General features: G+C 59.9%; 22 protein-coding genes. 15 read left to right on the top strand and 7 right to left on the bottom strand.

Features of this window, described 5'->3' with window-relative positions; genetic code table 11:
- Positions 1 to 56: 56 nt before the first annotated feature.
- Both R1A29_RS24775 and R1A29_RS24770 read right to left on the bottom strand, forming a co-directional pair.
- Positions 57 to 1,910 carry an Lnb N-terminal periplasmic domain-containing protein gene (locus R1A29_RS24775; protein WP_438299832.1) on the bottom strand — a complete coding sequence of 618 codons (1,854 nt, stop codon included), beginning with the start codon at positions 1,908 to 1,910 and terminating at the stop codon, positions 57 to 59.
- Positions 1,911 to 2,004: 94 nt separating this feature from the next.
- On the bottom strand, positions 2,005 to 2,493 hold the full coding sequence (locus R1A29_RS24770; protein WP_007950971.1) for a DUF3015 domain-containing protein: 489 nt from the start codon (positions 2,491 to 2,493) through the stop codon (positions 2,005 to 2,007).
- Between the two features lie 322 nt (positions 2,494 to 2,815).
- On the opposite strand from R1A29_RS24770, the gene R1A29_RS24765 reads away from it, so the two are divergent.
- Together R1A29_RS24765 and R1A29_RS24760 are read left to right on the top strand one after the other, a co-directional pair.
- The gene (locus R1A29_RS24765) at positions 2,816 to 5,254 is read left to right on the top strand and encodes a Lon protease family protein (RefSeq protein WP_119430135.1); all 2,439 of its coding nucleotides are present in this window, start codon (positions 2,816 to 2,818) and stop codon (positions 5,252 to 5,254) included.
- A 242-nt stretch (positions 5,255 to 5,496) separates the two neighbouring features.
- Positions 5,497 to 5,826, top strand: coding sequence for a PA4575 family protein (locus R1A29_RS24760; protein ID WP_085712201.1), 330 nt, complete (start codon positions 5,497 to 5,499; stop codon positions 5,824 to 5,826).
- A 6-nt stretch (positions 5,827 to 5,832) separates the two neighbouring features.
- Here the strand turns inward: R1A29_RS24760 and R1A29_RS24755 are convergent, their stop codons facing one another.
- The gene (locus R1A29_RS24755; RefSeq protein ID WP_438299831.1) at positions 5,833 to 7,665 is read right to left on the bottom strand and encodes a hypothetical protein; all 1,833 of its coding nucleotides are present in this window, start codon (positions 7,663 to 7,665) and stop codon (positions 5,833 to 5,835) included.
- Positions 7,666 to 7,826: 161 nt separating this feature from the next.
- On the opposite strand from R1A29_RS24755, the gene R1A29_RS24750 reads away from it, so the two are divergent.
- From R1A29_RS24750 to R1A29_RS24740, 3 genes are all read left to right on the top strand, one after another.
- Positions 7,827 to 8,315 (top strand): TIGR00645 family protein, encoded by a 489-nt coding sequence (locus R1A29_RS24750; protein ID WP_065257512.1) that lies wholly within the window; start codon positions 7,827 to 7,829, stop codon positions 8,313 to 8,315.
- 135 nt (positions 8,316 to 8,450) lie between these two features.
- The gene (locus R1A29_RS24745) at positions 8,451 to 8,756 is read left to right on the top strand and encodes a DUF6482 family protein (RefSeq protein ID WP_114885633.1); all 306 of its coding nucleotides are present in this window, start codon (positions 8,451 to 8,453) and stop codon (positions 8,754 to 8,756) included.
- A gap of 126 nt (positions 8,757 to 8,882) precedes the next feature.
- The gene (locus tag R1A29_RS24740) at positions 8,883 to 9,500 is read left to right on the top strand and encodes an FKBP-type peptidyl-prolyl cis-trans isomerase (RefSeq protein WP_085712198.1); all 618 of its coding nucleotides are present in this window, start codon (positions 8,883 to 8,885) and stop codon (positions 9,498 to 9,500) included.
- A 49-nt stretch (positions 9,501 to 9,549) separates the two neighbouring features.
- On the opposite strand, the gene R1A29_RS24735 is transcribed toward R1A29_RS24740, so the two are convergent.
- From R1A29_RS24735 to R1A29_RS24725, 3 genes are all read right to left on the bottom strand, one after another.
- Positions 9,550 to 9,807 (bottom strand): PA4570 family protein, encoded by a 258-nt coding sequence (locus R1A29_RS24735; RefSeq protein ID WP_085712197.1) that lies wholly within the window; start codon positions 9,805 to 9,807, stop codon positions 9,550 to 9,552.
- A gap of 206 nt (positions 9,808 to 10,013) precedes the next feature.
- Complete coding sequence (locus R1A29_RS24730; protein WP_007950963.1) at positions 10,014 to 10,355, bottom strand: zinc ribbon domain-containing protein YjdM; 342 nt, start codon at positions 10,353 to 10,355, stop codon at positions 10,014 to 10,016.
- A 125-nt stretch (positions 10,356 to 10,480) separates the two neighbouring features.
- Positions 10,481 to 11,449 carry a polyprenyl synthetase family protein gene (locus R1A29_RS24725; protein ID WP_085712196.1) on the bottom strand — a complete coding sequence of 323 codons (969 nt, stop codon included), beginning with the start codon at positions 11,447 to 11,449 and terminating at the stop codon, positions 10,481 to 10,483.
- A 241-nt stretch (positions 11,450 to 11,690) separates the two neighbouring features.
- Here R1A29_RS24725 and rplU point away from each other — a divergent pair, with 241 nt between their 5' ends.
- The 5 genes from rplU (at position 11,691) to R1A29_RS24700 (ending at position 15,444) form a co-directional block, all read left to right on the top strand.
- Entirely contained in the window at positions 11,691 to 12,002 is a 312-nt protein-coding gene (gene rplU, locus R1A29_RS24720; RefSeq protein WP_003228361.1) for a 50S ribosomal protein L21, read from the top strand.
- Positions 12,003 to 12,037: 35 nt separating this feature from the next.
- Positions 12,038 to 12,295 (top strand): 50S ribosomal protein L27, encoded by a 258-nt coding sequence (gene rpmA, locus R1A29_RS24715; protein ID WP_003228360.1) that lies wholly within the window; start codon positions 12,038 to 12,040, stop codon positions 12,293 to 12,295.
- A 193-nt stretch (positions 12,296 to 12,488) separates the two neighbouring features.
- Positions 12,489 to 13,712: an Obg family GTPase CgtA gene (cgtA, locus tag R1A29_RS24710; protein ID WP_085712195.1), complete on the top strand. Its 1,224-nt coding sequence runs from the start codon at positions 12,489 to 12,491 to the stop codon at positions 13,710 to 13,712.
- A 137-nt stretch (positions 13,713 to 13,849) separates the two neighbouring features.
- Positions 13,850 to 14,968, top strand: a complete 1,119-nt coding sequence (gene proB, locus R1A29_RS24705; RefSeq protein WP_085712194.1) for a glutamate 5-kinase — start codon at positions 13,850 to 13,852, stop codon at positions 14,966 to 14,968.
- 11 nt (positions 14,969 to 14,979) lie between these two features.
- Positions 14,980 to 15,444, top strand: a complete 465-nt coding sequence (locus R1A29_RS24700; protein WP_438299830.1) for a CreA family protein — start codon at positions 14,980 to 14,982, stop codon at positions 15,442 to 15,444.
- A 116-nt stretch (positions 15,445 to 15,560) separates the two neighbouring features.
- Here the strand turns inward: R1A29_RS24700 and rpsT are convergent, their stop codons facing one another.
- Positions 15,561 to 15,833 carry a 30S ribosomal protein S20 gene (gene rpsT / locus R1A29_RS24695; RefSeq protein ID WP_003228351.1) on the bottom strand — a complete coding sequence of 91 codons (273 nt, stop codon included), beginning with the start codon at positions 15,831 to 15,833 and terminating at the stop codon, positions 15,561 to 15,563.
- A gap of 252 nt (positions 15,834 to 16,085) precedes the next feature.
- Between rpsT and murJ the strand changes: the two genes are divergently transcribed.
- The 5 genes from murJ (at position 16,086) to fkpB (ending at position 22,487) form a co-directional block, all read left to right on the top strand.
- Positions 16,086 to 17,624, top strand: coding sequence for a murein biosynthesis integral membrane protein MurJ (gene murJ / locus R1A29_RS24690; protein ID WP_438299829.1), 1,539 nt, complete (start codon positions 16,086 to 16,088; stop codon positions 17,622 to 17,624).
- Positions 17,625 to 17,753: 129 nt separating this feature from the next.
- Positions 17,754 to 18,692 carry a bifunctional riboflavin kinase/FAD synthetase gene (gene ribF, locus R1A29_RS24685; protein ID WP_007959537.1) on the top strand — a complete coding sequence of 313 codons (939 nt, stop codon included), beginning with the start codon at positions 17,754 to 17,756 and terminating at the stop codon, positions 18,690 to 18,692.
- 13 nt (positions 18,693 to 18,705) lie between these two features.
- Positions 18,706 to 21,537: an isoleucine--tRNA ligase gene (ileS, locus tag R1A29_RS24680; protein WP_114885627.1), complete on the top strand. Its 2,832-nt coding sequence runs from the start codon at positions 18,706 to 18,708 to the stop codon at positions 21,535 to 21,537.
- Complete coding sequence (gene lspA, locus R1A29_RS24675; RefSeq protein WP_085712189.1) at positions 21,530 to 22,042, top strand: signal peptidase II; 513 nt, start codon at positions 21,530 to 21,532, stop codon at positions 22,040 to 22,042. Before ileS ends, lspA begins: the two co-directional genes overlap by 8 nt.
- Before the next feature lie 7 nt (positions 22,043 to 22,049).
- On the top strand, positions 22,050 to 22,487 hold the full coding sequence (gene fkpB / locus R1A29_RS24670; RefSeq protein ID WP_170931652.1) for an FKBP-type peptidyl-prolyl cis-trans isomerase: 438 nt from the start codon (positions 22,050 to 22,052) through the stop codon (positions 22,485 to 22,487).

The following is a 22,487-nucleotide window of genomic DNA, read 5'->3' as shown; positions in this document are numbered from 1 at the left end:
ACAGGGAAAGTCTAGAAGCGGATTCGTCGACGGGGTGTGAAAGGAAGATCAAAACCTCAGTAGTGATACCACTTCACCTCAAGCATCACTTCGGTCTCCGGCGTTGCCAGATGGCTGAATTCACGCTGGGCACTCAGGCGCAAGCCCAGGTTGCGGGACAATTCCCATTGTTGATTCAGGCTCAGGCTGCGGCGCACTTCGCCGTTGAAGAAGTAATCGCCCTTGGCCTCGACACTGAGATTGCCCAACGGGTTTTTCCACAACACGCCGGTATTGAACCCGCCTGCGGGGGAAACGAATCCGGCGAAATCATTATTGTGTTCAACGCGCACCGTGCCGAGGGCAAATCCCAGTACATCGTCACCCAGGGCCCAGGTTCCACCGCCGCCACCGTTGACATGGCTGACCAGCGTCTCGTCGTCATGCTTGCCCGGCACCCGCTCCAGACCTCCGGTGACTTGCCACGACAACGGCTGCAGCAGCGCATTGCGCGGCGTCAGCGAGCGGATGGTCGCCAGATCCAGTTGCTGGAACTGCCAGTGATTGCCTTCGTACTGGCGCAGTTTCATCTGCAGGATTTCGATCTGCGCGCCGAGGGGGAAACTCTCGGCGTTGTCGTTGAGGTCGTGATAGGCCATGCGCAGACCGTACTCGCCAAACGCGCGGTCGCCACGAGTGCCGATACCGGCCTGCCAGGTGCGTGATTCGTGGCCGTCCTCGGGCAGGCCCGGTTGCGGGATTTGCAGCTCCGGTGCCGGGTTCTTGTTGATCGCCCGCAGCAATTCGAAACTGCGCTGGGCCCGTTGCGGATCGCGCTCCTGGCCGTTGGCGCGGTAGCGTTCCAGTCGATAGGCAGCGTCGACGATGAGGGCTTGCCGGTCACGGGGCAGGGCCATGAAAGCCGGATCCTGCAACTGTTGCTGGTCGGCGCTGACTTTCAGCACCCAGTCCTGTTCTTCGCCGGTCAGGGGCTCGGCGCGGCTGAGCAATTCACGCTCGCGGGACGGGCGGTATTCGATGTGCTCGACCAGTCCGGCTTCTTTCACCGCTTTGACGGTGTCGGTGGGGATCGCGGTCAGCGGGAATTGTTCGGTCAGGCGCAGGCTCGGACGGGCGACCTGCAACAGTTCGAGCAGGCGATAGGAGCAGTTTTCATCGAAGAAGAAGTAGTCGAACTGAATCTGCTTGAGCTCCCACACATGTTCGACCATCCGTGCGGTTTCGGCTTGTGTCAGGTTGAGCCGGTACTCCCACAGGTCGCGGTTTTCCAGGCTGCGGTACTCCGAGAGTTTTTCCTGATACGGCACCAGCGCGAACAGTCCCGGATAACCGCCCATCAGACCTTTCCAGGCATACAGGATGCTGTTGTCCGAGCCTTCGATATAGGCGCCGAAATTGATCGCGTAGCTGAGCAGCGAAGTCTTGTCGCTCTGCACATCGGCCTGATCGATGCGCAGCAAGGTGTGGCCGAACATCGACGACGGGCTGTTGAGGTAGGCCGCCGGGAAAATCATTACCGCGCTGTGGGGCGAGACATCCTTGAACCATTTCTTGAATTCGGCGCAGTCCGGCGCCGGCAGGTCGGTCAGGTTGAGCTGATCTTTCAGCCAGCGCGTGCGGGCCGGGTAGACGCACTGGGCGTGTTGCTCACCAAGACTGGCCGGGGCGTACAGAGCCTGGACGGTGGCGGCCAGTTCATGGTCGGGGTGTTCGTTGCCGTCGGCGGCGAGGAAGAACTTTTTGTCGCTGACGTAGCTGCGCCAGCCGCCGAGCTTGGCGGTTTCGTAATGGCCGAGGGAAATCCAGAAGCGGTCGTTGGCCAGTTGCTGCAAACGTTGAGGGTCGATGTGGGGCGCGGCGGACAGCGGGGCGCAGACACACAGCGCCAGCCAGGCAAGGCGTTTGAGCATAGGTGGCAACTTAAGTCGAAAGAAACAAAAGACCCAGGGAGGGCGGGCCGAAAAAACAAAACCCGCTTCCCGAAAGAAGCGGGTGGGGTCGAGCTTAAGCCTGAGTCGCGTACTTGGCCAGACGAGGGTCTGCTTTCAGCACGGCCAGGGTGTTGGTATGCACGTCTTCGGCGGTCACGTCAGCCTTGCTGAAGATCTGCTGGAAGTGCTCGTGAGTGACGGCGGCGAAGTGCGCACGGTCTTCCGGCGCCACGCCCAGTACCACGGCATAGGTCGTCAGCGCTTCGCCGTTGCCTTTTGCCATGTCTTCGGACAGCTCGTTCATCATGCCATTCATGGCAAACCAGGATTTGCCACCGTAGGTCAGCGAGGCGTTGGTGGAGCAACCGTTGGTGCCCGACGTCATGCCGAACGTGGCGTTGCCCGAGGTGCCGTTGGTGGTGGATGCCAGGAAGTGAGCCGGGGTGCCACGCTGACCTTCGAACAGCATGTTGCCCCAGCCGCAATCCGGACCGCCTGGCGCCTGAGCCATGGCGTTGATGGATACAGCGGTGAAGAGAGTACCGAGAAGAATCCGTTTCATAGCTTTGTTCTCTTTTATGTGCGTACCAATGGACAGGGTTCTGGCCCCGCTCTCTACATCAAAACGCCACTTGGCGAGTTTTCGTACAGACCTTCTGGCGCCAGTGGGCCGGTATTAGTTCCAGCCGCGCAGTTTGGAGTTTAGGCAGGTTCCCGTGGTTCCGTGATTTTTTGCAGCATATTCGTGATCCAGCCCGGTTTTGCGGGGCCGGCCTTGGGGTTGGCCGGTTGTCTATGCTTTGTCGTGTGGCGCGCCTTGCCAGTGGGGCACGGGCAGCGCCAGAATGCCGCTATCTGCCCCGCCTGATTGTTAAGGAAGCCCGATGCCTGATCCTGTTGCTGCCAGCTTGCGTCTAGCGCCCGAAGCGCTGACCCGTCCGTTTTCCGCTGAACAGTTCAGCTTCACTACCACCAATGATCTGGAGCCCTTTCGCGGTGTGCTTGGCCAGGAACGTGCGGTCGAAGCCTTGCAGTTCGGTGTGGCCATGCCACGCCCCGGTTACAACGTATTCGTCATGGGCGAGCCCGGCACCGGCCGTTTCTCGTTCGTCAAACGCTACCTGAAGGCCGAAGGCAAACGCCTGCAGACCCCGGCGGACTGGGTCTACGTCAACAATTTCGACGAGCCGCGCGAGCCACGCGCCCTGGAGCTGCCATCGGGCAGCGCTGCGGCGTTCATCGGTGACATCAACGGCTTGATCGACAACCTGCTGTCGACTTTTCCTGCGGTGTTCGAACACCCGTCCTACCAGCAGAAGAAGAGCGCCATCGACCGCGCCTTCAACCAGCGCTATGACAAGGCACTGGACGTCATCGAGCGTCTGGCCCTGGAAAAAGACGTCGCCCTGTACCGCGACAGCAGCAACATCGCGTTTACCCCGATGCTTGAAGGCAAGGCGCTGGACGAAGCCGAATTCGCCCAGTTGCCGGAGTCCGAGCGCGAACGTTTCCACGAGGACATTTCCGGCCTCGAGGAACGCCTGAACGAAGAACTCGCCAGCCTGCCGCAATGGAAGCGCGAATCGAGCAACCAGCTGCGTCAGCTCAACGAAGAAACCATTACTCTGGCGTTGCAGCCTTTGCTCGCACCGCTGTCGGAGAAGTACGCGGAAAATGCCGCGGTCTGCGGTTACCTGCAAGCGGTTCAGGTCTATCTGCTGAAAACCGTGGTCGAGCAACTGGTCGACGACAGCAAGACCGACGCCGTTGCACGCAAGCTGCTGGAAGAGCAATACGCGCCGAGCCTGGTGGTCGGCCATCCGGCCAGCGGCGGTGCGCCGGTGGTGTTCGAGCCGCATCCGACTTACGAAAACCTGTTCGGCCGCATTGAATACACCACCGATCAGGGTGCGCTCTACACCACGTATCGTCAGTTGCGTCCCGGTGCGTTGCACCGCGCCAACGGTGGTTTCCTGATCCTTGAAGCGGAAAAAATGCTCGGTGAGCCCTTTGTGTGGGATGCGCTCAAACGCGCCCTGCAATCGCGCAAGCTGAAAATGGAATCGCCACTGGGCGAGATGGGCCGTTTCGCGACCGTGACGCTCAACCCGCAGTTCATTCCGTTGAATGTCAAAGTCATCATCATCGGTGCGCGTCAGCTGTATTACACGCTGCAGGACCTCGATCCGGACTTCCAGGAGATGTTCCGTGTCCTGGTGGATTTCGACGAAGACATCCCAATGGTCGACGAAAGCCTGGAGCAGTTCGCCCAATTGCTGAAAACCCGCACGTCGGAAGAAGGCATGGCGCCGTTGACCGCCGACGCGGTGGCGCGTCTGGCGACTTACAGCGCACGTCTGGCCGAACACCAGGGGCGTTTGTCGGCGCGGATCGGTGATCTGTTCCAACTGGTCAGCGAAGCGGATTTCATCCGTCACCTGGCCAACGATGAAATGACCGACGCCGGCCACATCGAGCGCGCCCTGAAAGCCAAGGCTACCCGTACCGGCCGGGTGTCGGCGCGGATTCTCGACGACATGCTGGCGGGGATCATCCTGATCGACACCGACGGCGCGGCGGTCGGCAAGTGCAACGGCCTGACAGTGCTGGAAGTCGGCGACTCGGCGTTCGGTGTGCCGGCGCGGATTTCCGCCACGGTGTATCCGGGCGGCAGCGGCATCGTCGACATCGAACGCGAGGTCAACCTTGGCCAGCCGATTCACTCCAAGGGGGTGATGATTCTCACCGGGTATCTGGGCAGCCGTTACGCTCAGGAATTCCCGCTGGCGATTTCCGCGAGCATCGCCCTGGAGCAATCCTACGGTTATGTCGATGGTGACAGTGCGTCGCTGGGCGAGGCGTGCACGCTGATTTCGGCCTTGTCGAAAACCCCGCTCAAGCAGTGCTTCGCGATCACCGGTTCGATCAACCAGTTCGGCGAAGTGCAGGCGGTGGGCGGGGTCAACGAGAAGATCGAAGGCTTCTTCCGTCTCTGTGAAGCGCGCGGGCTGACCGGTGAGCAGGGCGCGATCATTCCGCACGCCAACGTCGCCACGCTGATGCTCGACGAGAAAGTGCTGGCGGCGGTGCGCGCCGGGCAGTTCCACGTTTACGCGGTGCGTCAGGCGGATGAAGCGCTGAGCCTGCTGGTGGGCGAGCCTGCCGGTGAGCCGAACGAGGAGGGCGAGTTCCCGGAAGGCAGCGTCAACGCGCGCGTGGTGGAACGTCTGCGAGTGATTGCCGAGATGATCAGCGAAGAAGACTTGAAAGAAGCCGAGAAGGAACTGGCGCAGGAGGCACTGGCCGAGGCCAAACCGGCGTAAGCTAGGCTGCAGTCAGAAAAATGGGAGCCTGTGCTCCCATTTTGTTTTGTCGCGAACGTCGGCAAATGTGCCATCACTCTGGCGTCAATATTCACACAATGACCATTCGGCGCCTTCTGGTTCTGCGCGGTTGGCGCGGCGGACTTTTCTTCTATTCTCAGCTCAAGGACATCGACAGTATCACGGGATCGAAACAGTCCTTCAGCAAGGGCTGAACACCGGCTTTACCGAGGGTCGCCGCCATGTCGCGCAACCTCTGCCTCACCCGTCAGTGCCTGGGTCTCGTGACCCGAATCGAATGCGCCATCAAGCCGTTGGCCGGCGATACCGGCATGTGGACTTTACTCTTCGCCGCCGGCATGGCCGGTGAACAACCTTCCGCCATCAAGGCCCAGGGCCCGTTCCACGGGCCGGTCGCCGCCGAATCGATCCTCGATACCATCGTCGAAAGCCTGACGATGCACGGCTACGAACTGGCCAATGATCCGCAGATCTGGTCCTTGCACCTGCAAGCCCAGTTGCGGCAGATCAACGGCGGGCGCGGACGCAATCTCGGCGTTTTCGATCATTAGCGACGATCAAGGTGCAGCGCCCTGGGTCTGCGCCTTCTCAAGCTTGACCTCAAAGCCGTACTGCACGGTGGCGAGGTCGGTTCGCTGATAGGTTTCCACTTGCGTCGGGCGGCCGTAGAAATAATGCACGCCGAACAGCGCCGGGCCTTCTGCGCTCGTGTCGTGGCTGACCGAAAGGATCTGCTTCAGGTAATTGCCGCTGTCGTCCTTGACGAAGAACCGCCATTCGTTGGCCGGAAACAGTTTCAGGTCCACCACCAGTTCGTTGTTCCTGATTTCCAGGCCTTTGGGCAATGCCTTGGCTTCGTAGGACTGTTTCGCCACCGTGGCGAGGAACAGGGGCATCGAACCGACGGCCACTGCCGGGGTTTCCGGGAACAGGTTCAAGTCATACGTGATGGTCGCTTGCAGCGGATCCACCTGATAGGCCTCGGCTGGCAGTTCGATCGGCTCGTCGAGTTTGCCGTTGTGTTTTTCGGTGAAAAACGTCACCGGGCTTTCGCCGGGCGCCAGGTCGTCGCCCAGCAGTTCGTCATTGAAGGTCTTGCGGTGATCGAACTCGATGCGCGCGGCGCTGGGTTCTTCGACCGATTGACGGATATGGATGCTCTTTTTCAGTTCATCTTCGGTCAATGACGCACCCTTGAGCCAGTTGGGGGCCTGGTCGTCGTAGACGGTGATCGCCAGATCCAGCGGCTGCACGGTTTTCGCCGTGGTGTGCGAGTCGAATTCGCGGATCGGCAGGTCCAGTGGCTTGCGGGTGACTGTCGCCTCGGAGAAGTCCAGCACGCTGACTTCAAGGGTGTCGATCGGGCCGTTGAAGTAGACCTTGTTATAGCGGCGCGTATGCTGCTGTTCGAAGTTGCGCTGGTCGTCGTTCAGCTGTTTCTCGAGATCCTCGCTCCAGGCCTTTTGCTGTTGCAGGTGCGCCAGTTGTTTCTGGTAAAAACCGACCTGCTCGGGGCTTTCGTTGATGGCGCCGGCGCGCACCAGATATTGCCCGGTTGTATCGCGGGCCTGGACGATCAGCGGATTGAGCTGCGTGCTGGCGACTTCCGGGGCAAGCGGCAGGCTGTTGCTGAATTCGACTTCGGCGTAGTTCTTTTCCAGCTTCAGCAGTTTCACGCTGAGGTTGGCGTCGGTTAGGGTCTGGCCGACGTCTTTTTTGCCCAGATCGAAACTGTGCAGGCGTTTCGGGGCGATGACTTCCACCTGACCTTGCAGGCTCACGGGACGCGGCCGGGTTTTCTTGTCGACGTCCAGACCTTCGATGAACGGGTAGGTCACGGTCAGGTCGTCGGGATTGGTGACGTTGGAACTGGACGGGCTCAACTGGATGCCCGGATCGGTTTCCGACCATTCCGGCTGGTAGGCGATGACTCGTTTGTTGCTCAGGGTCACCGATTGCCATTCCACGCCATGGGGGAAGAGGAACCCGCCCGGAATGTTGAGATTGAAAGGGAATACCGGCTGCAGGTCGGTGAGGTAATCGGAGCTGGCGTCCTTGTGCAGCACGAACAGGCCGTTGATGAAGGTGTCGACCAGCGCTTGAGGCGTCGGGTAATGCTTGAGGACGCCGAGGGCGTCTTCGCCGTATTCGGTCCTGGGCGGTTTGTTGTCGAGACGTTGCTGCGCGCGCTCCAGCAGCAGTAGCGAGCCGCCGAGTTCGGTCACGGCATCCTTGAGCTTGGGATCGGTGATGGCGTCCAGCGACTGTTCGAACTGCGCGGTCTTCTGTTCGAGGCTGAGCGGGTGTTTTTTTTCTTCACCGGGTGAGCAGCCTCCGACCGATAAGGCGAGGCAAATTCCGGCAGTCATTAACGGCAATCGCACATCCATTTCCAGTCGTCCTGTCCACTGTCGCTGGGCTGTCAATGGTTTGGACACTAGCAGAAAAACTTTGACACACACACGCAGGTGGCGGATTTTCGGGCGGTTTCTGGCTGTCATGGGGGGCTGATATACTCGCCGCCGATTACAACCCCCTTGTGTGAGAGTCAATGGAACGCTTTATCGAAAATGCAATGTACGCCACGCGCTGGCTGCTGGCGCCGATCTACATCGGGCTGTCCCTCGGGCTGCTGGCGCTGGCATTGAAATTCTTCCAGGAAGTGTTTCATGTCATTCCCAACGTGTTCTCCATGGCCGAGTCCGAGCTGATTCTGGTGCTGCTGTCGCTGATCGACATGGCGCTGGTCGGCGGCTTGCTGGTGATGGTGATGATTTCCGGCTACGAGAACTTCGTGTCCGAGCTGAACATCGACGAAGGCAAAGAGAAGCTCAGCTGGCTGGGCACCATGGACTCCTCGTCGCTGAAGATGAAAGTGGCGGCGTCGATCGTGGCGATTTCCTCGATCCACCTGCTGCGGATCTTCATGGACGCCAAGAACGTCGATCCCCAGCATCTGATGTGGTACGTGATCATCCACATGACCTTCGTGGTCTCGGCGTTTGCCATGGGTTACCTGGACAAGCTCACCAAGCACTGATGAGTTGTCGAAAGCTGTAACAAAACCGCCCGTCTGTTGCGAAACAGACGGGCGGTGTCGTTTGTGGCTTGTGCTTTGGTGCGCCGAGGCATATCCCTGTAGGCGTCCCGGCTCGCCACAGCGTGAGGTGCGCTCATGAACCTGCAAGAGTTGAATGCGTTTGCCATCGCCAGGAAGGTCGATGAGCTGAACCTGATCTCCATGGAGGGTGGAATCTACTTGCTCGAGGCGCGGATGCATGGCGCGGCGTACCCGTTGAGCGATCCCCAGGGCAAGATGCTGATGCTGCGCTCGGTGGAGCATGCCCGGGATGTCCTGCACAACTTTCCGGTGCTGCCGTTCAACCTGGTCCACACCTCGGTGCACGACGAAATGTGCGGACTTGGTGCCAGTGCGGAAGAAAGCCTGAAAGTCCCGCTGGCCTGGCGCTCGGCACTGTAGGCCCGAGGGCCTGATCAATGGCGGAACATCTGTGCTAGTCTGCTCGCCCTTTTGGTTCCGGGCGCGCCGGGACGCGCTGTGCACGCACGGCATGTCCTGAGGCCGTCCGCACAGCGGAGCAGTGTCATGTCCGAAGTAAATCTGTCCACCGACGAAACCCGCGTCAGCTACGGTATCGGCCGTCAGCTGGGTGACCAGCTGCGCGACAACCCGCCACCGGGTGTCAGCCTGGACGCCATCCTGGCCGGTCTGACCGACGCATTCGCCGGCAAGCCAAGCCGCGTGGGTCAGGAAGAGCTGTCCGCCAGCTTCAAAGTGATCCGCGAGATCATGCAGGCCGAAGCCGCTGCCAAGGCTGAAGCCGCCGCTGGCGAAGGTCGTGCGTTCCTGGCTGAAAACGCCAAGAAAGACGGCATCACCACCCTGGCTTCCGGTCTGCAATTCGAAGTGCTGACTCAGGGCGAAGGCGCCAAGCCATCCCGTGAAGACAACGTGCGTACTCACTACCACGGCACACTGATTGACGGCACTGTGTTCGACAGCTCCTACGAGCGTGGCCAGCCTGCAGAATTCCCGGTTGGCGGCGTGATCGCCGGCTGGACCGAAGCCCTGCAACTGATGAATGCCGGCAGCAAATGGCGTCTGTACGTGCCGAGCGAACTGGCTTACGGCGCTCAAGGCGTTGGCAGCATCCCGCCGCACAGTGTTCTGGTGTTCGACGTCGAGCTGCTCGACGTTCTGTAATCCCGTTACCCTGCACAAGCGTGGCTTGTGCAGGGTTTCTCCGCCGTCCTCATACTTCGATCTTGTGATGCAGCTCACTGGTCGGGCGCAATGCCCGGGCATAGCAGAACAGGAACAGATTGCGCACCAGCTCCTTGAGCACCATCGGTTCGCTGGAACTCAGGCCGCTGACGTCCAGATCCCCTTGATCCTGTAATTCATGCAGGGCTTCTTCTTCCAGTACCGCGCAGACTTCACCGGTTTCCCGATGCAGGATCCTGAGGTATGGGTGCGGGCGATCCAGCCAGGCGTCGATCAAATAAGTCATGGTTCTCATCTCCATTGAAAGGTTTCAATGAGAATAATTCTTATTCGTTAAATAGCAAGCGCCTATTGGCGGTTCGTGATTTTTTATGGGTAAAGATTGCGTAAGGTCAAAACGGCTGGCGTTTGGCTATTGCGTGGTTTTGCTGGGGATAGCGGGGGAGGGTGGAGCTCCATCCCACGGCGGGCGCGGGATGGAAGACAGCAGACTCAGACTTTTCTGACGAACTCGGATTTGAGTTTCATCGGGCCGATGCCGTCGATCTTGCAGTCGATGTCGTGGTCGCCGTCACACAGGCGGATGTTCTTCACCTTGGTGCCGACCTTGACCACCAGCGAGGTGCCCTTGACCTTCAGGTCCTTGATCACGGTGATGGTGTCGCCGTCCTGCAGGACGTTGCCGACCGAATCTTTCTTCACGGCATCATCGGACGCCACTTCGGCTTCGCCGCCGGCAGACCACTCGTGGGCGCACTCCGGGCACACCAGTTGGGTGCCGTCTTCGTAGGTGTATTCGGAATTGCATTTCGGGCAGGGTGGCAACGTGCTCACTAAGGCTCCTTGGTTTGAGGATCGCTAAAAGTCGCACATTGTATAGGGTTTTAATCCCTGATGGCAGGCAACAAAAAACCGCAGGCTCCATCGGAGGCTGCGGCTTTTTGATGATGCGGCGTTGATCAGTGCGTGCGGGCGACCGCGAACTCGCTCAGTTCAACCAGTGCATCGCGGTATTCGCTGGCCGGCAGCGCTTCGAGGCACTTGATCGCACGGGCCACATAATCGCGAGCCAGTTGTGCGGTGTACTCCAGCGAACCGGACGCTTCCACGGCAATGCGGATGCTTTCCAGGTCTTCGATCCCGCCTTTCTGGATCGCCTGGCGTACCAGTGCGGCCTGCTCTGGCGTGCCTTCGCGCATGGTATAGATCAGCGGCAGGGTCGGCTTGCCTTCGGCCAGATCATCACCGACGTTCTTGCCCAGGGTTTCGGCGTCGCCCTTGTAATCGAGCAGGTCGTCGACCAACTGGAATGCCACGCCCAGGTGATCGCCGAAGGTACGCAGGGCTTCGCTCTGCTCGGCGGTCGCACCGGCCAGCGCTGCGGCGCTGTGGGTCGAGGCTTCGAAAAGCATCGCGGTCTTGCCGCGAATGACTTCCATATAGGTTTCTTCGGTGGTGCTGGCGTCACGGACCTTGGACAGCTGCAACACTTCGCCTTCGGCGATGATGCGCGTGGCCTGGGACAGGATCTTCATCACCGGCATCGAACCCAGTTCGACCATCATCTCGAACGAGCGCGAATACAGGAAATCGCCGACCAGCACGCTCGGGGCGTTGCCCCACATGGCGTTGGCGGTCGAGCGGCCACGGCGCATGCCGGACATGTCGACCACGTCGTCATGCAGCAGGGTGGCGGTGTGCAGGAATTCGATGGTGGCGGCCAGCAGACGCAAGTCGTCGCCTTCGCGACCGAGGGCCTTGCCGCACAGCAGCACTAATAAAGGACGCAGGCGTTTACCGCCGGCCGACGTGATGTAATCGCCGATTTTCGATACCAGCGGCACTCGGGAAGTCAGCTGCTTCTTGATGATGCCGTCGACGGCGCTAAAATCGTCCGCCACCGCGCGGTAGAAAGCTTGGGGTTGCATCAGCGACAGGTGCTCCAGAAGGGTTGCGCGGCATGCTAGGACCCACGTCCGGGCCTGTCAAGGCGCGATGGACGGCCCCTTGCATGAGTCTTGTAGCTTGCGTACAATCGCGCACCCTGAACTTCCTGGGCAGCACCTGCCTTACGCAATTGCACTTGGGCCGTTCCAGCCCCATGCAGCCATGCCAGCCAATACCTCTTCTTATAAAGAGCTGGGTGAGCAGGATTATCGGAGAAATACCATGTACGCAGTAATCGTTACCGGCGGTAAGCAATACAAGGTCGCTGAAGGTGAATACCTGAAGATCGAAAAACTGGAAGTCGCTACTGGCGAATCCGTGACTTTTGACCGCGTTCTGTTGGTCGCCAATGGCGACGACGTGAACATCGGCGCACCTGTTGTTGCTGGCGCAACCGTCAAGGCTGAAGTGATCTCCCAAGGTCGTCACGATAAAGTCCGCATCATCAAGTTCCGTCGCCGTAAGCACCACATGAAGCGTATGGGCCACCGCCAGTGGTTCACCGAGATCAAAATCACCGGTATTCAGGCTTAATTACAGCCTAATTCCTCACTAGGAGAATTGAACTCATGGCACACAAAAAAGCTGGTGGTAGTACCCGTAACGGTCGCGACTCAGAAGCCAAACGCCTTGGCGTGAAGATGTATGGCGGCCAGGTCATCAAGGCCGGCAACATCATCGTGCGTCAGCGCGGCACCCAATTCCACGCTGGCTACGGCGTTGGCATGGGTAAAGATCACACCCTCTTCGCGAAAATCGAAGGCGTGATCAAGTTTGAAGTAAAAGGCGCCTTCGGTCGTCGTTACGTGAGCGTTGTCGCAGCCTAACTGCGAGAGTGCTGGAGAAGCCCTGTCTTGCGACGGGGCTTTTTCGTTTGTGGGGTGAGTCTCTTGCAAAGCTGTTTGTATGGGCTGCCGGCGTGCGATGCAGGTCGTGGATTGGGGTCGCTGCGCTCATTTTTGCAAGAGTCTTATGTCTTGATTGTTTTTCGGCTCGTCCGTACGGCGAGAGGCGTTGGTTATGAAGTTTGTTGATGAAGTATCGATCCGCGTAAAGGCTGGCGACGGCGGCAATGGCTGCATGAGTTTCCGTCGGGAAAAATTCATTGAAAACGGCGGCCCGAACGGTGGTGACGGCGGCGACGGCGGTTCCATCTTCATGATGGCCGACGAAAATCTGAACACCCTGGTGGACTACCGCTACACCCGGCACTTCGATGCCGAGCGTGGCTCCAACGGTGGCAGCACCGACTGCACCGGCAAGAAGGGTGAAGATCTGGTTTTGCGCGTGCCGGTCGGCACCACGATCATTGACTCTGCTACCCAGGAAGTCATCGGCGACCTGACCAAGTCCGGTCAGAAGCTGATGGTGGTGCAGGGCGGCTGGCACGGTCTGGGCAACACCCGTTTCAAGTCCAGTACCAACCGCGCGCCGCGTCAGACGACGCCGGGCAAGCCGGGCGAGCAGCGCGACCTGAAGCTGGAAATGAAGGTCCTGGCTGACGTCGGTCTGCTGGGTCTGCCGAACGCCGGTAAAAGTACCTTTATCCGTTCCGTTTCGGCCGCCAAGCCGAAAGTCGCCGATTACCCGTTCACTACTCTGGTGCCAAACCTGGGTGTGGTCAGCGTCGACCGCTGGAAAAGCTTCGTCATCGCCGACATTCCGGGTCTGATCGAAGGTGCTTCCGACGGCGCGGGTCTCGGTATCCGTTTCCTCAAGCACCTGGCGCGTACCCGCCTGCTGCTGCACCTCGTGGACATGGCGCCGCTGGACGAAAGCAGTGCGCCGGATGCTGCTGAAGTGATCGTCAACGAGCTGATCAAGTTCAGCCCGTCCCTGGCGGAGCGTGATCGCTGGCTGGTGCTGAACAAGTGCGACCAGATCCTTGAGGAAGAGCACGAAGAGCGCGTCAAGGAAATCGTTGAGCGTCTGCAGTGGGAAGGTCCGGTCTACGTGATCTCGGCCATTGCCAAAGAAGGCACCGAGCGCCTGACCCGCGACATCATGCGTTACCTCGAAGATCGTGCCGATCGCCTGGCCAATGACCCGGCCTACAAGGAAGAGCTGGCCGATCTCGATCAGCGCATCGAAGACGAAGCCCGTGCCCAGTTGCAGGCGCTGGACGACAAGCGTGCCCTGCGTCGCAGCGGCGTGAAGTCGGTCCACGACATCGGCGACGATGACTGGGACGAAGAAGATGTGGATGACGAAGACGGTCCGGAAATCATTTACGTGCGTGACTGATTCGTTGAAGTAAACTTAAGCGCCGCTCAATCGAGCGGCGTTTTGGTATCTGGAAATCGATTGTTGGTCACGAGTAATCACGAATAACGTCACGGGCAGCGCTGGGTCGCGCTGTCCTCAAGCTAAGGTTGAAGATGATGCGGAGCAAGGTGACAGGTGCGCAGCGTTGGGTCGTGAAGATCGGCAGCGCTTTGCTGACAGCGGATGGCAAGGGTCTTGATCGCAAGGCGATGGGCGTCTGGGTCGAGCAGATGGTGGCTTTGCATGAGGCTGGCGTCGAGTTGGTGCTGGTGTCCTCCGGGGCAGTGGCGGCCGGCATGAGCCGTTTGGGCTGGACCGCACGACCCAGTGCGATGCACGAGCTCCAGGCTGCCGCGGCAATCGGTCAGATGGGCTTGGTGCAGGCCTGGGAGTCGAGCTTTGCCGAGCACGGTCGGCACACGGCGCAGATTCTCCTGACTCACGACGACCTGTCCGACCGCAAGCGCTACCTGAACGCCCGCAGCACCTTGCGTGCGCTGGTTGAGCTGAAAGTCATTCCGGTGATCAACGAAAACGACACTGTGGTTACCGACGAGATCCGTTTCGGCGACAACGACACGCTCGCTGCGCTGGTGGCCAACCTGGTCGAGGCTGATCTGTTGGTGATCCTGACGGATCGCGACGGCATGTTCGACGCTGATCCGCGCAACAACCCCGACGCGCAGCTGATTTACGAAGCGCGTGCCGATGACCCGACCCTGGATGCGGTGGCGGGCGGTACCGGTGGTGCGCTGGGTCGTGGCGGCATGCAGACCAAGCTGCGCGCGGCGCGTCTGGCGGCGCGTTCCGGGGCGCACACCATTATTGTCGGTGGGCGTCTGGAGCGGGTGCTCGATCGTCTGAAGGCGGGCGAACGCATCGGTACGCTGCTGTCGCCTGAGCGCGGCATGCTGGCGGCGCGCAAGCAGTGGCTGGCCGGGCATCTGCAGACCCGTGGCACGCTGGTGCTGGATGATGGCGCGGTTTCTGCGTTGTCGGAAGGTCACAAGAGTCTGCTGCCGGTCGGCGTCAAACTGGTTCAGGGTAGCTTCCGTCGCGGTGAAATGGTGGTTTGCGTGGCGCCGGACGGGCGTGAGATTGCCCGTGGCCTGGCCAACTACAGCGCGCTGGAAGCACAAAAAATCATCGGTCAGTCGTCGGATGCGATTGTCGGTTTGCTGGGTTACATGGCTGAGCCGGAACTGGTTCACCGTGACAACCTGATTCTGGTCTGAGGAAAAGCGCAATGCGCATGGCAAAAGGATTGTTGGGCTTGCTGATGGCGTTGCCATTGCTGGCCTCGGCCGAGGAGATCGGCCAGGTATCGACGGTGTTCAAGTTTGTCGGGCCGAATGACCGGATCGTGGTCGAGGCTTTCGATGATCCAAAGGTTGAAGGTGTGACCTGCTATCTGTCGCGCGCCAAAACGGGTGGCGTGAAGGGTGGCTTGGGTCTGGCCGAGGATCGTGCGGAGGCATCCATTGCTTGTCGTCAGGTCGGCCCCATCAACTTCAAGGGTGAGTTGAAGGATGGCGAAGAGGTGTTCAAGGAGCGCACTTCGCTGGTGTTCAAGACCATGCAGGTTGTGCGTTTCCTCGACAAGAAGCGCAATACCCTGGTGTATCTGGTCTACAGCGACCGCCTGATCGAGGGCAGTCCACAGAATGCGGTGACGGCGATTCCGATTCTGCCGTGGGTGCCAGTCCATTGATTTGGACGTAAATAAAAAGAGGAGCCGGTTGGCTCCTCTTTTTTTGCGTTTGTTTTCAGCAAATCGCAGGCAATAAAAAACCGACCCTAGGGTCGGTTTTTTAATGACTACGTCGCTTAGGCAGCTTCTTTCAGTGCCTTGACGTGGCCATTCAGGCGGCTCTTATGGCGAGCAGCCTTGTTCTTGTGGATGATGCCTTTATCGGCCATGCGGTCGATAACTGGCACAGCCAGAACGTATGCAGCTTGAGCTTTTTCAGCGTCTTTTGCGTCGATGGCTTTAACTACATTCTTGATGTAGGTACGAACCATGGAACGCAGGCTGGCGTTGTGGCTGCGACGCTTCTCAGCCTGTTTTGCACGTTTTTTGGCGGAAGGTGAGTTGGCCACCGTCGAGCTCCTCGAAAGACTTTTTAGGAAATAGCAAACAAAATAGGCCGCGAATCATGCCGATGAAGAGATGTCTTGTCAAGGGCGCTTGAGACGTTCCGCTAAGTGGTAGGTATAAAGAGGCGGGATATTTATTTCCGGCGCTTGACCTGTAAACTCGCGAGCTTTGGCTCTGTGCTGTTGCGGCGCGGAGTATCGCACAAGTAGGCGCATTGTTCGCCTGCTGTTTATCGACAGGCACAAATTCCTTCAATGAATCTGCTCAAATCGTTGGCCGCCGTCAGCTCTATCACGATGCTTTCCCGGATTCTCGGGTTTGTCCGCGACACGCTCATTGCGCGTACATTCGGCGCCGGAATGGCGACCGACGCCTTCTTCATCGCCTTCAAACTGCCCAATCTGCTGCGGCGAATCTTTGCCGAGGGCGCGTTTTCACAGGCATTCGTGCCGATTCTTGCCGAATACAAAAGTCAGAAGGGCGAGGAGGCGACCCGTACCTTTATTGCCTATGTGACAGGGCTGCTGACGCTGGTGCTGGCGCTGGTGACGGCGCTGGGCATGATTGCCGCGCCCTGGGTGATCTGGGCCACGGCTCCCGGTTTTACTGATACGCCGGAAAAATTCCAGCTGACCTCCGATCTGCTGCGAGTGACCTTCCCTTATATATTGCTGATCTCCCTGTCATCGCTGGCGGGCGCAATCCTCAATACCTGGAACCGTTTCTCGGTGCCGGCGTTCGTGCCGACCCTGCTGAACATCAGCATGATCGTGTTCGCGCTGTTCCTGACGCCGTACTTCAATCCACCGGTCATGGCGCTCGGCTGGGCGGTGCTGGTCGGTGGCCTGGCGCAGTTGCTCTATCAACTGCCGCACCTGAAAAAGATCGGCATGCTGGTGCTGCCACGTCTGAACCTGCGTGACACGGGTGTCTGGCGAGTGATGAAGCAGATGCTGCCAGCGATAATTGGTGTGTCCGTCAGCCAGATTTCCCTGATCATCAACACCATTTTTGCTTCATTTCTGGTGGCGGGCTCGGTTTCGTGGATGTACTACGCCGACCGCCTGATGGAGCTGCCGTCCGGCGTGCTGGGTGTGGCGCTGGGCACGATCCTGCTGCCGACCCTGGCCAAGACCTACGCCAGCAAGGATCGTCACGAGTACTCGCGGATTCTCGACTGGGGCCTGCGCCTGTGTTTCGTGCTGGTGCTGCCGTGTGCGCTGGCGCTGGGGATTCTGGCGGAGCCGTTGACGGTTTCGCTGTTCCAGTACGGCCAGTTCAGCGGCTTTGACGCGGCCATGACCCAGCGGGCGTTGATTGCCTATTCTGTCGGTCTGCTCGGGATTATCGTGATCAAGGTGCTGGCGCCAGGCTTCTATGCGCAACAGAACATCCGTACGCCGGTGAAAATCGCAATCTTCACCCTGGTGGTCACGCAGTTGTTCAACCTGGTGTTGATCGGGCCACTGGCCCATGCCGGTCTTGCACTGGCGATCAGTGCCGGTGCCTGCCTGAACGCCGGGCTGCTGTTCTATCAACTGCGCAAGCAGCAGATGTACCAACCACAGCCGGGCTGGCTGAAATTCGGTTTGAAGTTGCTGCTCGCGGTGGCGGTGATGTCGGCTGTCCTGTTGATCGGCATGCATTTCATGCCGGCGTGGGATCAGGGCCACATGTTGGAGCGCTTCCTGCGCCTGGGCGTGCTGGTGGTTGCTGGCGTGGTCGCTTATTTCGGTATGTTGCTGTTGCTCGGTTTCCGCCTGCGTGACTTCAATCGCAAGGTGTTGAGCTGAGGTTTCACCCTTGAAAGACGGGCGCGGGCCGGCAGTTTTGTCGGCTCGTTCACTTTGGGTTACGGTGTTGCCTGTCGTCGGCCGTCGGGTGTGGTTATAATCGGCCACTTTATGAGCAAGAAGCGCGTTATGCAGCTGGTTCGAGGCCTTCACAACTTGCGCCCCCAGCATCGGGGCTGCGTCGCCACTATTGGCAACTTTGACGGTGTTCACCGTGGTCACCAGGCCATCCTGGCCCGACTGCGTGAGCGTGCGCTCGAGTTGGGCGTACCCAGCTGCGTGGTGATTTTCGAGCCGCAGCCACGGGAATTCTTTGCCCCGGAGACCGCGCCGGCGCGTCTGGCCCGGTTGCGCGACAAGCTGCAACTGCTGGCCGCCGAAGGCGTCGACCGGGTCTTGTGCCTGGCCTTCAATCAGCGCTTGAGCAAACTCAGCGCCAGTGAATTCGTCGATACGATTCTGGTGGATGGCCTGGGTGTGCAGCATCTGGAAGTCGGCGACGATTTCCGCTTCGGTTGCGACCGCCTCGGCGATTTCGATTTCCTGCTGCAGGCCGGGCAGGTTCACGGTTTTACCGTGGAAGCCGCGCAAACCGTCGAGCTGGACGGCATTCGTGTCAGCAGCACCCAGGTGCGCAACGCGTTGGCCGCCGCCGATTTTGCCCTGGCTGAACGCTTGCTTGGCCGCCCGTACCGGATTGCCGGTCGCGTGCTGCATGGCCAGAAACTGGCCCGCCAACTGGGTACGCCCACGGCGAACATTCAACTCAAGCGCCGTCGCGTGCCGTTCACCGGGGTTTATCTGGTCGACGTCGACATCGACGGCAAGACCTGGCCCGGCGTCGCCAATATCGGCGTGCGGCCCACGGTGCAAGGTGATGGCAAGGCCCACCTTGAAGTACATCTTTTGGATTTTGCCGGCGATCTGTATGACCGGCGTTTGACGGTGGTTTTCCACCAGAAGCTGCGTGAAGAGCAGCGTTTCGCCTCCCTGGAGGCATTGAAAACGGCGATCAGCGCGGATGTCGCCGCCGCCCGTGCACTAGCCGCACCTAGCGCCCATCGCTAATGAAGAGCCTTAAATGACCGACTATAAAGCCACGCTAAACCTTCCGGACACCGCCTTCCCAATGAAGGCCGGCCTGCCACAGCGCGAACCGCAGATCCTGCAGCGCTGGGACAGTATTGGCCTGTACGGAAAGTTGCGCGAGATTGGCAAGGATCGTCCGAAGTTCGTCCTGCACGACGGCCCTCCGTACGCCAACGGTACGATCCACATCGGTCACGCACTGAACAAGATTCTCAAGGACATGATCATCCGCTCGAAGACCCTGTCGGGCTTCGACGCGCCGTATGTTCCAGGTTGGGACTGCCACGGCCTGCCGATCGAGCACAAGGTTGAAGTAACCCACGGCAAGAACCTGGGCGCGGACAAGACCCGCGAACTGTGCCGTGCCTACGCCACCGAGCAGATCGAAGGGCAGAAGACCGAATTCATCCGTCTCGGCGTGCTGGGCGACTTCGCCAACCCGTACAAGACCATGGACTTCAAGAACGAGGCCGGTGAAATCCGCGCCCTCGCCGAAATCGTCAAGGGCGGTTTCGTGTTCAAGGGCCTGAAGCCTGTGAACTGGTGCTTCGACTGCGGTTCGGCCCTGGCCGAAGCGGAAGTCGAGTACGAGAACAAGAAGTCCTCGACCATCGACGTGGCGTTCCCGATCGCTGACGAAGCCAAACTGGCTGCTGCATTCGGTCTGCCTTCGCTGGCCAAACCTGCTGCCATCGTGATCTGGACCACCACCCCGTGGACCATCCCGGCCAACCAGGCGTTGAACGTCCACCCGGAATTCAACTACGCGCTGGTCGATATCGGCGACAAACTGCTGGTTCTGGCCGAAGAGCTGGTCGAGTCCTGCCTGACCCGTTACGGCGTTGAAGGCACCGTTCTGGCCACCGCGCCGGGTTCGGCGCTGGAGCTGATCAATTTCCGTCACCCGTTCTACGACCGTCTGTCGCCAGTGTACCTGGCCGACTACGTGGAACTGGGCGCCGGCACCGGCGTGGTTCACTCGGCCCCGGCCTACGGTGTGGACGACTTCGTGACCTGCAAGAAGTACGGCATGGTCAACGACGACATCCTCAACCCGGTTCAGAGCAACGGCGTTTACGTGCCGTCGCTGGAATTCTTCGGCGGCCAGTTCATCTGGAAGGCCAACCCGGCCATCGTCGACAAACTGACCGAAGTCGGTGCGTTGATGCACACCACCGTCATCGAACACAGCTACATGCACTGCTGGCGTCACAAGACCCCGCTGATCTATCGCGCTACCGCGCAGTGGTTCATCGGCATGGACAAGGAACCGGTATCCGGCGACACCCTGCGTCAGCGCTCGCTCAAAGCCATCGAAGACACCAAGTTCGTTCCGGCCTGGGGCCAGGCGCGCCTGCACTCGATGATCGCCAACCGTCCGGACTGGTGCATCTCCCGTCAGCGTAACTGGGGCGTGCCGATCCCGTTCTTCCTGAACAAGGAAAGCGGCGAACTGCACCCACGCACCGTCGAGCTGATGGAAGAAGTCGCCAAGCGCGTCGAAGTCGAAGGTATCGAAGCCTGGTTCAAACTCGACGCTGCCGAACTGCTGGGCGATGAAGCGCCGCAGTACGACAAGATCAGCGACACCCTCGACGTCTGGTTCGACTCGGGCACCACGCACTGGCACGTCCTGCGCGGTTCGCACCCGATGGGTCACGAGACCGGCCCGCGTGCCGACCTGTACCTGGAAGGTTCGGACCAGCACCGTGGCTGGTTCCACTCGTCCCTGCTGACCGGTTGCGCCATCGACAACCACGCGCCGTACCGCGAGCTGCTGACCCACGGCTTCACCGTGGACGAGTCCGGCCGCAAGATGTCCAAGTCCCTGGGCAACGTGATCGCGCCGCAGAAAGTCAACGACACCCTGGGCGCCGACATCATGCGTCTATGGGTCGCGTCGACCGACTACTCCGGCGAAATGGCCGTGTCCGAGCAGATCCTGCAGCGCAGCGCGGATGCCTATCGCCGTATCCGTAACACCGCGCGCTTCCTGCTTTCCAACCTGACTGGTTTCAACCCGGCCACCGACCTGCTGCCGGCCGAAGACATGCTGGCACTGGATCGCTGGGCGGTGGACCGTACCCTGCTGCTGCAACGCGAGCTGCAAGAGCACTACGGCGAATACCGTTTCTGGAACGTCTACTCGAAGATCCACAACTTCTGCGTGCAGGAGCTGGGTGGTTTCTACCTCGACATCATCAAGGATCGCCAGTACACCACCGGCGCCGACAGCAAGGCCCGTCGTTCGTGCCAGACCGCGCTGTTCCACATCTCCGAAGCGCTGGTGCGCTGGATCGCACCGATCCTGGCCTTCACCGCCGACGAGCTGTGGCAGTACCTGCCGGGCGAGCGCAATGAATCGGTGATGCTCAACACCTGGTACGAAGGTCTGACCGAGTTGCCGGAAGGCTTCGAGCTGGGTCGCGAGTACTGGGATCGCATCATGGAAGTGAAGGTCGCGGTCAACAAAGAGATGGAAATCCAGCGCGCGGCCAAGGCCGTCGGTGGCAACCTGCAAGCCGAAGTGACGCTGTACGCCGAAGACGCCCTGAGCGCCGATCTGGCCAAGCTGAGCAACGAGCTGCGCTTTGTACTGATCACCTCGACCGCCAGCGTTGCGCCGTTCGTGCAGGCTCCGGCAGAAGCGGTGGCCACCGAAGTCAGCGGCCTGAAGCTGAAGATCGTCAAGTCGGCCTTCCCGAAATGCGCCCGTTGCTGGCACTGCCGTGAAGACGTCGGCGTAAACCCGGAGCATCCGGAAATCTGCGGCCGTTGCGTGGACAACATCGATGGCGCCGGCGAGGTTCGTCACTATGCCTAATGCCGTTGGCCGTTTCGGACGGCTGAGCTGGCTCTGGTTGAGCTTGCTGGTCCTGGTCATCGACCAGGCCAGCAAGTTTTACTTCGAAGGCAAGCTCGAGATGTACCAGCAGATCGTGATCATTCCCGATTACTTCAGCTGGACCCTGGCCTACAACACTGGCGCTGCATTCAGCTTCCTGGCTGACAGCTCCGGCTGGCAGCGCTGGCTGTTCGCCCTGATCGCAGTCGTGGTCAGTGCGGTGCTGGTGGTCTGGCTCAAGCGCCTGGGTCGCAACGAAACCTGGCTGGCCATCGCGCTGGCGCTGGTGCTGGGCGGTGCGCTGGGCAATCTGTATGACCGCATTGCCCTGGGCCATGTGATCGATTTCATTCTGGTGCACTGGCAGAACCGCTGGTACTTCCCGGCGTTCAACTTCGCCGACAGCGCCATCACCGTTGGCGCGGTGATGCTGGCACTGGACATGTTCAAAAGTAAAAAAACCGGAGAAGCCGTTCATGACTGAACAGGTATTGGCTGAGCAACGCATCGGTCAGAACACGGAAGTCACCTTGCACTTTGCATTGCGCCTGGAGAACGGCGACACGGTCGACAGTACCTTCGACAAGGCCCCGGCGACCTTCAAGGTCGGCGACGGCAACCTGCTGCCGGGTTTCGAAGCGGCGCTGTTCGGCTTCAAGGCGGGTGACAAGCGCACCCTGACCATCGAGCCGGAAAACGCATTCGGCCAGCCGAACCCGCAGAACGTGCAGGTCATTCCACGTTCGCAGTTTGCGGACATGGAACTGTCGCCGGGTCTGCTGGTGATCTTCAACGATGCGGCCAATACTGAGCTGCCGGGTGTGGTGAAAGAGTTCGACGACGCGCAAGTGACCGTCGATTTCAACCACCCGCTGGCCGGCAAGACGCTGACCTTTGACGTGGAAATCTTCTCCGTCAAAGCGCTGTAA

The sequence above is a fragment of the Pseudomonas sp. NMS19W genome (assembly GCF_051554255.1).
GTDB classification, from domain to species: Bacteria; Pseudomonadota; Gammaproteobacteria; order Pseudomonadales; family Pseudomonadaceae; genus Aquipseudomonas; species Aquipseudomonas kribbensis.
Note: the sequence above shows the minus strand (reverse complement) of the source record. Positions and strands in the feature narration are given on the sequence as shown.

Excerpts from the sequence above, each read along its gene's own strand:
- R1A29_RS24775 (WP_438299832.1), bottom strand. The coding sequence starts at position 1,910 with ATGCTCAAACGCCTTGCCTGGCTGGCGCTGTGTGTCTGCGCCCCGCTG.
- R1A29_RS24770 (WP_007950971.1), bottom strand. The coding sequence starts at position 2,493 with ATGAAACGGATTCTTCTCGGTACTCTCTTCACCGCTGTATCCATCAAC.
- R1A29_RS24765 (WP_119430135.1), top strand. The coding sequence starts at position 2,816 with ATGCCTGATCCTGTTGCTGCCAGCTTGCGTCTAGCGCCCGAAGCGCTG.
- R1A29_RS24760 (WP_085712201.1), top strand. The coding sequence starts at position 5,497 with ATGTCGCGCAACCTCTGCCTCACCCGTCAGTGCCTGGGTCTCGTGACC.
- R1A29_RS24755 (WP_438299831.1), bottom strand. The coding sequence starts at position 7,665 with ATGGATGTGCGATTGCCGTTAATGACTGCCGGAATTTGCCTCGCCTTA.
- R1A29_RS24750 (WP_065257512.1), top strand. The coding sequence starts at position 7,827 with ATGGAACGCTTTATCGAAAATGCAATGTACGCCACGCGCTGGCTGCTG.
- R1A29_RS24745 (WP_114885633.1), top strand. The coding sequence starts at position 8,451 with ATGAACCTGCAAGAGTTGAATGCGTTTGCCATCGCCAGGAAGGTCGAT.
- R1A29_RS24740 (WP_085712198.1), top strand. The coding sequence starts at position 8,883 with ATGTCCGAAGTAAATCTGTCCACCGACGAAACCCGCGTCAGCTACGGT.
- R1A29_RS24735 (WP_085712197.1), bottom strand. The coding sequence starts at position 9,807 with ATGACTTATTTGATCGACGCCTGGCTGGATCGCCCGCACCCATACCTC.
- R1A29_RS24725 (WP_085712196.1), bottom strand. The coding sequence starts at position 11,449 with ATGCAACCCCAAGCTTTCTACCGCGCGGTGGCGGACGATTTTAGCGCC.
- rplU (WP_003228361.1), top strand. The coding sequence starts at position 11,691 with ATGTACGCAGTAATCGTTACCGGCGGTAAGCAATACAAGGTCGCTGAA.
- rpmA (WP_003228360.1), top strand. The coding sequence starts at position 12,038 with ATGGCACACAAAAAAGCTGGTGGTAGTACCCGTAACGGTCGCGACTCA.
- cgtA (WP_085712195.1), top strand. The coding sequence starts at position 12,489 with ATGAAGTTTGTTGATGAAGTATCGATCCGCGTAAAGGCTGGCGACGGC.
- proB (WP_085712194.1), top strand. The coding sequence starts at position 13,850 with ATGCGGAGCAAGGTGACAGGTGCGCAGCGTTGGGTCGTGAAGATCGGC.
- R1A29_RS24700 (WP_438299830.1), top strand. The coding sequence starts at position 14,980 with ATGCGCATGGCAAAAGGATTGTTGGGCTTGCTGATGGCGTTGCCATTG.
- murJ (WP_438299829.1), top strand. The coding sequence starts at position 16,086 with ATGAATCTGCTCAAATCGTTGGCCGCCGTCAGCTCTATCACGATGCTT.
- ribF (WP_007959537.1), top strand. The coding sequence starts at position 17,754 with ATGCAGCTGGTTCGAGGCCTTCACAACTTGCGCCCCCAGCATCGGGGC.
- ileS (WP_114885627.1), top strand. The coding sequence starts at position 18,706 with ATGACCGACTATAAAGCCACGCTAAACCTTCCGGACACCGCCTTCCCA.
- lspA (WP_085712189.1), top strand. The coding sequence starts at position 21,530 with ATGCCTAATGCCGTTGGCCGTTTCGGACGGCTGAGCTGGCTCTGGTTG.